The organism is Njordella aestuarii, from assembly GCF_056494165.1.
On record NZ_CM151397.1, the window covers coordinates 5414900 to 5427493 of the forward strand.

General features: G+C 49.7%; 11 protein-coding genes and 1 tRNA gene. 5 read left to right on the forward strand and 7 right to left on the reverse strand.

Annotated elements, in window-relative coordinates; genetic code table 11:
* Positions 1 to 92: 92 nt before the first annotated feature.
* Entirely contained in the window at positions 93 to 1853 is a 1761-nt protein-coding gene (locus tag SH451x_RS21205) for a DUF885 domain-containing protein (protein ID WP_479359128.1), read from the reverse strand.
* A 154-nt stretch (positions 1854 to 2007) separates the two neighbouring features.
* Here SH451x_RS21205 and SH451x_RS21210 point away from each other — a divergent pair, with 154 nt between their 5' ends.
* The 3 genes from SH451x_RS21210 to SH451x_RS21220 all read left to right on the forward strand — a co-directional run bounded on the left by SH451x_RS21210 (position 2008) and on the right by SH451x_RS21220 (position 5927).
* Positions 2008 to 2898, forward strand: a complete 891-nt coding sequence (locus SH451x_RS21210) for a D-hexose-6-phosphate mutarotase (RefSeq protein ID WP_479359129.1) — start codon at positions 2008 to 2010, stop codon at positions 2896 to 2898.
* A 1156-nt stretch (positions 2899 to 4054) separates the two neighbouring features.
* Positions 4055 to 4645: a response regulator gene (locus tag SH451x_RS21215; RefSeq protein WP_479359130.1), complete on the forward strand. Its 591-nt coding sequence runs from the start codon at positions 4055 to 4057 to the stop codon at positions 4643 to 4645.
* A 229-nt stretch (positions 4646 to 4874) separates the two neighbouring features.
* On the forward strand, positions 4875 to 5927 hold the full coding sequence (locus SH451x_RS21220; protein WP_479359132.1) for a sensor histidine kinase: 1053 nt from the start codon (positions 4875 to 4877) through the stop codon (positions 5925 to 5927).
* A gap of 1 nt (position 5928) precedes the next feature.
* On the opposite strand, the gene SH451x_RS21225 is transcribed toward SH451x_RS21220, so the two are convergent.
* The gene (locus SH451x_RS21225; RefSeq protein WP_479359133.1) at positions 5929 to 6141 is read right to left on the reverse strand and encodes a hypothetical protein; all 213 of its coding nucleotides are present in this window, start codon (positions 6139 to 6141) and stop codon (positions 5929 to 5931) included.
* A gap of 523 nt (positions 6142 to 6664) precedes the next feature.
* On the opposite strand from SH451x_RS21225, the gene rpsU reads away from it, so the two are divergent.
* Positions 6665 to 6862 (forward strand): 30S ribosomal protein S21, encoded by a 198-nt coding sequence (gene rpsU, locus SH451x_RS21230; protein ID WP_479359134.1) that lies wholly within the window; start codon positions 6665 to 6667, stop codon positions 6860 to 6862.
* Between the two features lie 298 nt (positions 6863 to 7160).
* Positions 7161 to 7234, forward strand: a tRNA-Val gene (locus tag SH451x_RS21235).
* On the opposite strand, the gene SH451x_RS21240 is transcribed toward SH451x_RS21235, so the two are convergent.
* From SH451x_RS21240 to SH451x_RS21260, 5 genes are all read right to left on the reverse strand, one after another.
* Positions 7194 to 8498 carry a tyrosine-type recombinase/integrase gene (locus SH451x_RS21240; protein ID WP_479362926.1) on the reverse strand — a complete coding sequence of 435 codons (1305 nt, stop codon included), beginning with the start codon at positions 8496 to 8498 and terminating at the stop codon, positions 7194 to 7196. The genes SH451x_RS21235 and SH451x_RS21240 overlap by 41 nt on opposite strands.
* Before the next feature lie 241 nt (positions 8499 to 8739).
* Positions 8740 to 11070 carry a phage/plasmid primase, P4 family gene (locus tag SH451x_RS21245; RefSeq protein WP_479359135.1) on the reverse strand — a complete coding sequence of 777 codons (2331 nt, stop codon included), beginning with the start codon at positions 11068 to 11070 and terminating at the stop codon, positions 8740 to 8742.
* Between the two features lie 93 nt (positions 11071 to 11163).
* On the reverse strand, positions 11164 to 11454 hold the full coding sequence (locus SH451x_RS21250; protein ID WP_479359136.1) for an excisionase family DNA-binding protein: 291 nt from the start codon (positions 11452 to 11454) through the stop codon (positions 11164 to 11166).
* Complete coding sequence (locus tag SH451x_RS21255; protein WP_479359137.1) at positions 11448 to 11678, reverse strand: helix-turn-helix transcriptional regulator; 231 nt, start codon at positions 11676 to 11678, stop codon at positions 11448 to 11450. The genes SH451x_RS21250 and SH451x_RS21255 overlap by 7 nt, the downstream gene beginning before the upstream one ends.
* Positions 11679 to 12405: 727 nt before the next feature.
* Positions 12406 to 12585 (reverse strand): hypothetical protein, encoded by a 180-nt coding sequence (locus SH451x_RS21260; RefSeq protein ID WP_479359138.1) that lies wholly within the window; start codon positions 12583 to 12585, stop codon positions 12406 to 12408.
* Between the last annotated feature and the right edge of the window lie 9 nt (positions 12586 to 12594).

Below are 12594 nucleotides of genomic sequence, written 5' to 3' on the forward strand. Positions count from 1 at the left end.
GGATCGTCTGCGTCGAACGAAGATCAAATCGCTACGTCTTGGATCATCCATCTACCAATTCGAGCTTGTAGACACAAATCAAACTAGGCGAACTAGTCCGCAAACTGCCGCTCGAGCACGCTCAGTGGCATGCATCCGTTTTGCAAAACGGCGTCGTGAAACTTGGCAATGGAAAACTGGTCGCCAAGCTCTTCTTCTTGCTTGCGCCGTAACTGGGATATCTTGAGTTGGCCGATTTTGTACGACAACGCTTGACCTGGGTAAGCCATGTAGCGTTCTATCTCGGCTACAGCGGCTGGTTCGGATATCGGTTCTTTCGACATCATATATTCGATCGCTTGCTCTCGCGTCCAACCCTTGTCATGCATGCCCACATCGACGACCAAACGGATCGCTCGATGCATCTCGTCGCCTAAAGCTCCGATCTTTTGACGCGGGTCTTGATACATTCCTAACTCTGCACCAATCGACTCGCAATACAATGCCCAGCCCTCGCCATAGGCGCCGTACCACAAAAAGCGTGCGAAGGTCGGTAAAGCTTCGTTCTCTTGCTGCAAGGAAACTTGATAATGATGCCCCGGCAACGCTTCATGCAAGAACAACGATTCTAAGCCGCTCGTGATGTTGAATTCTTCCGCGTCTGGAATCGGGCAATAGAAGATTCCAGGCCGACTGCCATCGGCTGCACCGGGCATGTATTCGGCACTGGCTGTCTTTTCACGAAATGCCTCCGTGCGCCGAATTTCAAACGGTGTTTTAGGCGAGCGCAGAAATAAATCGGCCAGTTGTGGCTCCAACCGCTCTTTGATGCCACGGAAAAACGCGAGCACTTCGTCAGCCGTATCGAATGGCTTGAACTGCGGGTCGGTTCTCAAATACTCAAAGAACTCGTTCAACGTGCCATCGAACTTCATTTGCGTCCGAACTTGTTCCATTTCTTCGGTGATACGTTGAACTTCGACTTGCCCCATTTCAAATATTTGATCCGGAGTAAGATCGGTAGTTGTCCAGCGCCGCACCCAATACTTGTACTGGTTGGCTCCCTGCGGTAAATCTCCGATTCCTGTAGTAGCACGGGCTGCGGGAAGGTACTCTTCTTGAAGAAATTTTCCTAACGCACGATACGCAGGAATAATCTTGTCGTCGATCGCCGACTTGTACCGAGCGGTAAGCTCAACACGATCGGTTTCACTAAAGCGATCTGGCATCTTATCAATAGGGCCATAGAAAATACTCTCTTCGGGTGTAGCGCTCACGATGGTTGGGTCCAAGCATTGTGCGATCATGCGCTGGACCAAGACCGCGGGCAGCACGTAGTCGTCTCGCATACCTTCACGAAATCGATCGATGGCCACTCGACTCCAGATGGTAAAGGCATCTACGCGTTTGAGCCAGTTGTCGTAGTCAGCCTTGGACTTGAACGGTTGACTGCTGGCACCGCTGCCCAACTGCGCGAACATTAGCGGCAGTCCGTTAAATTGGTTGAAGGGGATGCGATCGAAGTTAAACGTCAACGCTTCCAACCGCATGTTGAGCTCGTACTCGAGGATATCCGCGGCTAACCGGTTGACCTGCGACGCTTGCTGACGATCAACCTGCATTAAACGTTGAAGCGTCTCTTCGTAAAATTGTTTTTCCTTTGCGCGGAATTCTGACGAAATATCGATCGGCAGTTGGTCGTTATAGCGGCCATCCCCAAACTGAGTCGCCTCGATGGGAAAGAGGATCAGGAATTGCTCATGGTATGCACTGAAGACATTCTTCAGTGCCGCATCGGCATCTTGGGAGATCGCGGTTCTATTCGATATCGTTACCAACAAGAGTAGTCCAAGCAATCGAAGTAAATGTGTCATAAACGTTCCGTCCTGTTCTAAAAATGCGATCAGCCACATCGGCGTTGTGACTTTCTTGCCAAGGGGTTACCAGCCGCATCGCAACCCCGTACGATTGAACTACATTCGCAGAGAATCATCCTGGTATGTGGTATTTTGGAAGTCGCAGGTAATTATGCATAGTATAGACCAAAGCTCACTCGATAAACTTAACGCCCAATACGCTATTGGCACTGAGTTACATTTTGAGGAGCACACAAGCGGGCTGATTTGCGGAATCGTGGCAACCAACGAGTGTCGCGGTCGATTCTTCTTGCTGGGCGCTCAGGTTACGGATTATCAACCTTCCGATCATGAACACCCAGTTTTGTTTATGAGCAGCCAAGCTATTTTCGAGGCGGGGAAGGCGATCCGTGGCGGCGTGCCCATCTGTTTTCCTTGGTTTGGGCCAGCTCCGAAGGATTCGACCGCTCCATCGCACGGCCTCGTTCGCACTCAAGTCTGGCACGTCATCAGTTCGAGATATGCCGATGGAGAGCTGAAGGTTGAACTGGAGCTTAACATTGATCCTTACCGACTGCGATACATTGTCAGCTTCGGACAGACTTTAGACATGCGTCTGGTCATTCGCAATGAGGCGATGGTTGCCAAGCAATGCGAAGTTGCGTTGCATTCGTACTTTGCGTTGGGTGACGTTCATAGTGCGAGTGTTTCAGGTTTGGAGCAGCTCTCGCATCTTGACCAATTGACTGGGCAAACACATTCTGGAGCGGGCGATTTTATCCAGTTTGATCAAGAGGTCGATCGGATCTACGACGGGGCAGTGGACAGGATCTCGATTCATGATCCAGCTTGGAATCGCAAGCTGATTTTGCAGCCTTATCAGTCTCAGTCGACTGTTGTCTGGAATCCTTGGATTGCCAAATCGAAGCGACTGGCCGATTTTGGTGATGAAGAGTATTTAAGGATGTGCTGCGTCGAGACGGCGAACGTTGGTGATCGAAGCTTGAAGATCGCCGCGAATGAGAAAATTGAGATCGGTGTGCGTATCGGCATTGATCCGTAGCTGGCTTGGCCGAGAAGCCGGGGGCGTGTTGGGAAGCTCACCGAACTTCAACCGCGTTCTAGGCGAACGCAGCTACGGGAAGAGGGACGCAAGCGCATCGTAGCTGGCTTCGCCTAGAAGCCGGGGGCGTAGTGGAAAGCTCACCGAACTTCAACCGCGTTCTAGGCGAACGCAGCTACGGGAAGACGGACGCAAGCGCATCGTAGCTGGCTTCGCCTAGAAGCCGGGGGCACAATGGAAAGCTTGACCGTTGCGCCACGAGCACTGCTGGACGAGCCAGCAGTGGCACACTTTTTTAGGCTTCGCCTAGAAGCCGGGGGCGTGTGGGTGAATTTAAGCCCGACGGGCTGACAGACCCTCTGCCGGGGTCGAAGGCCCCGGAACCAAGCCTTTGTAATGCCTCAAGGCCCGGAGGGCCGACACACTCGTTTGACATGTGTCAGCCTTTCAGGCTTGGGGATCAAACGGAAAATAGAAAAGTAAAAGTTGCTGAGCTTCTTCATTTCGCAGGCCGAACCCCGCGGCCACGAGCACTGCTGGACAAGCCAGCAGTGGCACCCGTTTTCAGGACACGCCGCTATCCATGATCGTCACCCCGTTTCAGGAAAGGCATCATTTTCAGGAATCGCACCTAACTTCAACCGCGTTCTTGGCGAACGCAGCTACGAAAGAGCTCGGCGGACGCAGCTACGGAAAGAAAATCGAAAGAACTTGCAAAAAATTCCTATCGGCGGACGAAAACTTCGAGTTCTGGATGTGGCAAGACGCGTTGGATGACTCGAACAAACCCTGCGATTTCTCCGTACAACCAAGAGTCACCAAGCTTCGTGGACTACTTTTCTTACCTATTGCATCTCTTTGCCCGATTCATCTTGACCTGCAACATCTCAGATCGATATGTTGCGAGGAGTCGGGAAGCTTGGTAAGCCTGGAAGGCGTGGCGAACGTCACAGGATGTACCGGCAACGACTGACGCGTATCGAAGACGATGTGTCGGTTCGATTTTCCAAGTCTTCATTAACTTCGTGGCCGATAACCATTGCTCTGGCGACGCCACCAAGTGAAGTTTGCTGTAAGGCAGCTTTACTTTGGTCCAGCCTTGTGCGACGTTTGGGGTCCGGCCCTCAGCCATCAAGAGGAAGGATGGTTCGAAGCAATGTCCAGTACAAAAACAGTATTTACAACTGGTGAAGCGGCGAAGATCTGTAAAGTTAGCCAACAGACGATCATTCGTTGTTTTGATAACGGAACGCTAAAAGGATTTCGCGTTCCCGGTAGTCGCTTTCGCCGTATACCTCGTGACCAACTGTTTGTCTTTATGAAGGACAACGGTATTCCAACGGATGCGTTGGAGAGCGGTCGCAAAAAATTACTTATCGTCGATGACGATCAAGACTTAGTAGACCTCATGGTCGATTGCTTCCAACGTGATGGCCGATTCGAAATCCGAACGGCAAACAACGGCTTTGATGCGGGTATGCAAGTCAAGGAGTTTCGTCCCGACTGCGTAGTCCTCGACGTGATGCTCCCAGACATCAACGGGCGTGAAGTTTGCCAACGTGTTCGTAGCGATCGCACTATGGATTCCGTCAAGATTCTGTGCATCTCGGGTATGGTCGAGATGGATAAAGTCAACGATCTCCGGGCCGCTGGTGCGAACGACTTTATGCAAAAGCCATTCACCACCGAGAAATTGCTCGACAAGGTTTGCGATTTGATCGAAGTCGATCGTCCCGTCGCCGCTTAGTCGAACGCACGCTTCGTATAGCGACTTCAGCTAGAATTTTCGAATTGAAGTCTGTCAAAGGGACAGCGAATCGCTGCTTCCGATCGCTGCCCGAAAACTTCAAAAAAGCCCGAGTTGCAAAGTCGCCTTGCAGTCCGGGCTTTTTGTCGTTCGAGAGCGAAGCAGGCTGCCGCAATAAATTTCGCCGGAGCAGAATACACGCGTGCTGCTTACACGGTAAACTGATGGCATGAATCAGGCGATTGCAACTTCTTCCAACACCATCTGGCAGCTAACAGCCGTGATCTATCGCGCTGCCCGGTCACCCTATCATGTTCAGCCCGACTCTCGTAGCGAAACGGAGTTGTGTGAGTTGCTGGGCGTGGTCCAAGAAAGAGGTTGGAAGCTAAAACTGCGAGCGCTGATCGAAGAGATCGCGAGGCAGCCTCAAGGCAGCTTACCTCGGTTCGGTGATTTTACGGTCGGTGATGATAGTGATCGTCAATTCGCCTTAGATGCACTGCGTTGCGCGGCACTCAGTTGGCTTGGTTGCGAGACGGCCGGGCAGAGGTTTGATGAGGCGGTTGAAAAACGGGTCGCAGAAACGATGTATAACTTCGCCTACGGACTGTCCCATGAAATAAACAACCCGTTGGCCAATATCTCCGCCCGTGCTCAGCAGTTACGTGCCGTTTGCTCGGACACCAACGAGCGGCAGTCTTTGCAAGTGATTATTGAGCAAAGCACACGCGCTCACGAGATGCTGGCCGAGATGATGCTGGCCGTTCAGCAGCCGCAGATCCAGTTGTCGCTTCAAGATGCGAGGCTAATCGCGGAACGCTGCGTTGTCAGCTTTAGCGAGCAGGCTGAACAGGCAAGGCTGGTGTTTGATTACGAAATTTCTGAATCGCAACTTCCCGTTCGTTTGGACGCGACCGCCTTGCAAGAAGCGCTGCAGGCAATCTTTCAGAACAGCCTTCAGGCAAGCGAGCCTGGCGCTACGATATCGTTCCGCTGCGTCCGCTGCGATGTATCCCTAGCCGAAGCGGTTCAGTGCCCCGATCTTGAACCCGCAGTGGTATTTGCGATCACCGACAACGGCTGCGGCATTTCGGCGGCCGGAATTCAACAAGCCTTTGACCTATATTATTGTGGCCGTGAAGCTGGACGGTCGTTAGGAATTGGGCTTTGTAAAGCGCGGCGCATTGTGGAAGCTCATGGCGGAAGCGTTAAGCTTAGTTCGCAGTTGGGCGTTGGAACGACGTTTGAGATTCGCTTGCCGTGGTGCCGCTTCGAGAAATAGCTCAATCGGCGGCAGTAGACTCTTCCATCGCGTCTTCTTCCGCACTTTCTTTGTAGCCAAATGTGCGGAAAACGGTACGAATTCGTTCATTGAGTGAATCGAGTTCGTCCAAGACATAGTTTTGAAGGCGTTCGATCTCTGCGATTAACTGCAGGCCTTCTTCATTTGCAGCGAAATCCACTTCGCTGTGGATTGCCAAATCTTCCCTTGCCATCTCAACCTCGATTTTAGTGTGAGATCATCAACCTTGTTCAGTTCGGCGACCTAGAAGTGCGAAGCTGAGGCGAAATCGCCAGTTCTGGTTAGGCAAAAAACGCGATTTGGGCAAACTGCGAACTTGGCGGAGCAAACTTCTTGGCAGTCATTCAGCTCGGAGGACGGCCCCAACAACGCTTGAAGCGGCAGGGCATGGAGACCGTGGAGCAATGTCAGTTCAGGCCGCAGCAGTCGTCCGTGGCGAGCTCGTAACAAAAGTGGGTGGAAAAGGGGCTAAAAGTATGAGATTTGCGGTCTGATTCGACTGGACACAGGCAAGCCAACCGCTAAACTACGGGGCCACATTTTGACAGAAATGTTGAGTATTGTCGTTTTTCAGCGTGCAGTATCTCAGAAGTTCGTCGTTCCTTTCACATTTCGCCGGTCGCAGGGCCGCGCACGGATTGATGGAGGTGTGTGAATGAATATGTCGATGTTAATTAACGTTTTGCTAAATAAGATACCCTTAAGAGGAGGCATGCATGGTCAGGTTGTTGGTCCGTGACCGGGAAACGATTCAAGAAGCTGTTCGCCGTTTCCGAAAATTGGTTGAGCGTAGCGGACTTAAGAAAGAGATGCGTCGGCGTGAATTTTACGAAAAGCCGAGCGAAACAAAGCGTCGTGCACGTCAGCGTGCAGAGCGACGTAACTACATGGCCCGCAAGCGCCCCGCGTTATAAGCTTGGCCGTGTAAAGCTGCTTGCAATTCAGATCAAAATTTGATTCGTGCAGGTTGCGACGAAGATAGAAAAGTCCTTGCCCGAGGCGCATTGTTTAGATTTTTCAAATAATCATTTGGGCATGAAAGATACAAAGTTAGTTGATGGTTTCGCTTGATGTGATATAAATCGCGGACCTCCGATCGATTCGAGCCCATTGTGCATTTTGAGTTCAGTGGAATAGCAGGCGAGTCGATTTTATTACGAACAAATGCTTTGAACGGCCATCTAGTATGAAATAGATTGCCGAACAAGAAGCGGGCGATTAGCTCAGTTGGTTAGAGCACCTGCCTTACAAGCAGGGGGTCACAGGTTCGAGTCCTGTATCGCCCATTGAATCTTGGCATAAGGGGGGCACAATAGGATGCCCCGAGTTGCCAAAACCAACGTTTTCCTTGGTCTCTGCGGTCTCTTCCGCTTTGCTGGTTTCTGTTGAGTTGCCACCAGTTGCCTGATTATGACAATCAATAAGACCGCCAGCAAGACCGCCAAAGCCAGCGGCTTCTCTGAATGTTGACTCAAGGGGCATTGCATAGTACTTCATTGCAACTGGTCCGCTGTTACCAATCCAAGAGCAAACATCTTTAACCGGAAACTTAGCCAATAGCTCTGTCTCTCTGCTTGCGCGTAGATTCTGGAATAGCTTCGGCCAAGGTTTCATTCCCGCTTTCTTAATCATTCGCATCACGCCTGTTCGATATAGCGATTCCGACCCACGAGTCTCTTGGATGACGTAATCATCGGGACCAAGCCCATTTTGTTTGGCCACTTCGTATTGGTCCAAAAGATACGGCATCAATTCCTCGAAGATGGGACATTGGCGAATGCCTCCATCGGCATGGTGTTCTGTCTTTGGCGCCCTGATTGTCATCCTCCGATTTACAAAGTCGATATCTCGCCAAGTTAGCTGCATGGGTTCAGAAGGACACCTAACGCCACCAATTCTTGCCAAAGCCAGAATCAAACGCCATTCGACATTGGGTGCGTGATCCTCTATCAACGTATGTATCGTGTCCCAAGGTATAAATTGCTGCTTCGCTACGTTTGCATTAACTGTTGTTGGCAATTCGGCAAATGGGTTTGCGGAAATGTGCTTTGACTTGATAGCAAAATTGAACATCTGCCGTGCAATGCCAGAACGACGCCGAACGGTGTTTTCTGCAAGCTTCGTACTGCCCTGTATCTTCTTTCCTGTCTTGTCTTTACGCTCTTTGCCTTCCCGAATATTGCCTTCTGCTTTGAGCCAGTTACGCCATGCTATCGCATCCAATTCAGTTATCGTATCGATTCGCCGATTCTTACCAAAGAAGCGTATCAGGCATTTTATCGTTTTGTCATAGGTGGCGACCGTTGAGTCTTTTACATCTCTGTTGGCATCAATGAAGCTTCGGCCAAGGTCATCAAGTGTTGGCGATATTTTCTCAGGTGCAATGATTGCTTCTTGCGGTGGTTCAATTAATCCAAAGCTAGCGAGCCGCTTCAATTCGGCAATTGGCAACGAGCCGAGCCAAGCGGAAGTGCTCTTTGAGCGTGTCGCACCTTTGTTTTCACAAGTGCAAAGGTGCTCAATGTGCATTTCCCAGATTTGAGCATCCATTTGTGATAGGTCACTTGGTAGCCAGAGCGACTTTTGCTTCTTGTTGATATAGAATCGAAGACGCCAGCCTTCACGCCCTCGGTCAGATTCCCGTTTCAATGATGCCAATTCGTAATACTCCTTTTATTGTGTCCGGGTGCGAAAGTGTTTTTAACCAATGAATAGGTTGGTTGTCCTGGTGAAAAGTCAATATGAGTGACAGCGCATCGAAAATGAAGGTGCTGTTATATTTGCCAGAAGGTCACCCTTCCCCTAGTGAAAGCCCTGCCAACGGCGTCTTGAGTCGAATGCCTCTGTACGCTCTCTGTCGTTGTGGTGTTGGCATTCTGTACTCGGTATCAATTTTGGGAAATGCGGCCCTTAGCTGAATGCCAAAAGTGTTGGGGGCCATTTTGAACATCTCGCCATTATCTTGTTGCCAAGCATTGAAAGCAGCTAGCAATTCCGACTTTAGAATTGTGGCATCATGGTCTAAAATGCAACAGTCCTTAACGAAGATACCAATCGGGCTTGCAACGCTCTTGATACTATCCACTAAGTCTTTGCTTGCTGAAGGTTGTGCCAAGTCATCGAACATTAAATTCTCTAAGCCGCCAAGTGCCCATTGCAGAATGCCTGGAAGCTCTTTCTTAAGCTTATTGAATAATTGTCTATCTTCTTTGTCTGCAAAGCTTTCTTTCATTCTCAAGACTGAATAGCGGCCAGCTAATGCACCGGAAGAATCTTTGAGGTCTGGCACCTCATTGGCAAAGATGACGATTCTGGAAGGAACCCTATCGTCATATGGGTCTCTGCCCTTAAATTCTATTGTTATGGGGTCATCGCCAGAGATGTTTTTAAACTTCTCGACCAATGTAGAACGCATTCCCCTTGGTGGCGTTTTCATATCCGCTATGAAGCAAACAGATTTGCCGACTAGAAGACTGTTACCCCATTTGCTTGCCAAGGTAGGAGGGTCAGGAGTAACGCAATTGCCTTGGCCGATCAATAGTTCGATGATCTTATGAATCGTACCTTTGCCGCTTCTTGGTGGCCCAATCATCAAGAATATCTTGTGATACATTTTGGTTGACGTTAGCAGAATGCCAAGCCATTGCTGAAGTAGTAGCTTAGACTCTTCATCACCGGGGAAAACGCTTTCAAGGAACTTGCGCCAATTGGGGCATTCATATTTGTTAGCTGGCCAATCGTAGCTTGTTGCTGTCACGTTGAAGACTGCCGAGGTATTCGGCACTGAGTAATCCTTCTTGTTAGCCAGATAACTCGGTACGTGGACAATCTTGTCCTTACAAATGAGGCAATCGCTCAATTCCCAATTAGGATGGACATCGGTCCGCCAGCGCGGTATCGGTTTGCTTTTGTCGATTAGTGTAATCGACATGATATTGCTCCTTACCATCTGAATGTTCGACCAAGATACTCCTTTCATTCGCTTATTACATTCGTCAAGGAGGAACTTCGTTTCTTCTTCCTTGTCCATATAGACATAACGGCCTTCACGCCATGTCATTAGCTTTCCGCCATGCCAAGCAATTGAGGGGCATCCGAATTGCACTGTCGATTGCACAATATCCTTAGCAATCGCAAGCATGTCGGAATCCTTAGCGGCATTCCTGGACCTCTGCTTGATTCCCGGATGCTTCCAGCCTTCTTTTTGAGCAAGTGCATAAATGGTTGCAACTGTGATCCCATCTGCTGTTGGCTTAAAGCTCTGCCACTTTGCTTTGGTTTCTTGGGAGCTACGATACTTAGATCCGGATTCGCTCCATTTGTCCCAAACAATGTATCCGGCCACTGGGTCAACTGAATGCAACGCCATGCCGATGTCACGCCATGTGGTATAATCGCAATCCGCATCGATTGTCTCAAGTGCCGATTTAACAATGTCTAATTCAGAATTGGCTACTGCATCGGCATTGGGCCTCTTCGGTAGATACTTCTCGCATAGTTCCCAAAAAGTATCGCCAGTGGTGGCAATTTCCGTGCCGATGCCCTCACCACGATAACGGCTCCCCGTGACTGTGAGATACTTCTTGTTATAAAATATCTCTACGCCAGCTTCGTGATTGCTAGAGCCATATTGCTTCAGCCTCTCGATATCGTCGCATCGGAGCCAAAGCTTTACGCCTTCACCACTTGGGCTTCCTTCAGAGTAGGTAAAAAGGTCTCGAATAGTCTTACATGCAAAGTCATTGGGGGTTCTGTGACCGGGGTAATCGCAATCAGGATCAATGCAATTGTCCAAGTCGACGCAGACGAGCCAATCGCCATTGTCCAATTGCACGCCATTCTCACCAAGGGAGAGGCCAAGTCCATCGGCCCTCTTATGTTGTGGCATTACCTCAAAAACCTGATGGGCTTGTTCGAAGTCACCTAACCAATCCTTTTTCTTCAACCATCCGGTATTGTTGCCTTTCGCATTGATCGGCGGCTTTGTCCACTTTTCGCCATTCCAGCTCCATTTCCAGCATACCCATTGCTCGATGTCCTTGAGTTCTTGGGGAATGTAATCAGGATAGAACTTGCGTTTTGGTTTGGACTTACCGCTTCTCTTGATACTTGTTTCTAACATTGGTTTGAACTATATTGATGTAAAGTTATGAATGAATTGAGGCCCACTTGCTACGGCTAATAGCAAGTGGGCTTTTTGTTTGTTAGGCTGCCGTTACTCAATCTTGGCATCGACTGGGATTAAGACTCTTCTGCCGACTTTGGAATGCTCTAAGCGGCCTTCTGCCGTTGCACGCCGAACCGTGCGTTGGCCAATTGAATGAGCCTCGGCATATTCGGCCACGGTAACGCTACGTTTGACCTGATTAAGCTTTGCAACCACCGCATCTGCGATGGCATCAATTCCCAATTCGACCAAAAGGCCACCGGCCATAGACTTGAGGTCTTGCGCAAGTCCGGCGCGTAGCTCTATGGCCAGGGAATGAATATCTTGATTGCTTAGCATTGGTCACCTCGACTGCTTGCGAGTTGCTTTTCAACTTTCTCAATCTCCTCAAGTTTCCAGCGAGATGAGACGCCAAGCTTGATGGGCTTTGGCAGTTTCCCTTCTGCAATCAGTTTGTAAATCATTCGCGTCGTGACTTGAAATCGCGATGCTAGGTCTTTCACTGTCAAATAGGCGGGCATTGGATGCTCCAAATAGTAAGTAGCGAACCGGGGACGGAGCATTTCCGTCCTTCTACTATTTGCTTTCGGACAAAAACGTAAACCACCAAGGAATAGGTAGTTACGGAAGTGAACACCGATGAAGAATGACTTCCGGGCCAATTCTCTGCGGAAATTCACGGAAGGGAGTGCTGGCGATCTTAGAGAGATACAGATGCTTTTCTGAAAGGGGGGGGCCATAGGTGCTGCAACGATGCCATAGGTGCTGCAACGATGCCATAGGTGCTGCAACGAGCCGGCATTTCACCCCTTTCAATCCTGTCCGGGTGAATGCCCAGGTGAATGCCCAGGTGAATATGGGGTTTTAACCAATGAATTCGTTGGTTGTCCGGGTTGTCCGGGTGAAAAGTCAACTTGTTCTGAATTCAATTAAGCAAATAACTTCTATTCTCTAAGGAAAACTTTCAATATCTAGTGTCACGGTGTCATAACTCTCTTTTCAAAAGAAAGAAAAGGTAAGAAAAAGAAGGGTTTTTGATTAAAATGACACCGTGACACTAGAGTGTTGACACCCTGATTAGGGCGTTAGGGTGTCACCCTAATCAGGGTGTCTGAGGTGCAACGATGCCAGAAGGTCACCCCCCCCCTGGTGAAAGCCCTCCCAAGGGCGTCTGAGGTGCAACGATGCCAGAAGTGCTGCAACGGGGCAAGGGATACTGTAGCCGGAGGCAAGAGGCCAAGAGAGTTTGGCTACAGTATGCAAAGATGCAATTGCCGAATCGGCAGTTGCTTAGAATGTTACCTTGTGAACCTCAGGAGCTATTGCCAGAAGCTTCTCTGGGGCAATCTCGACAATATGCAAAGTTATCGATTCATTGGCCACAATTGCATTGGCCAAAGCTCTGCCAATCAGAACACTGAATTGAGGTTCGGCGTCATCTACTTTGGTTTCTTGAATTACTACCTTCATCATTCGCTC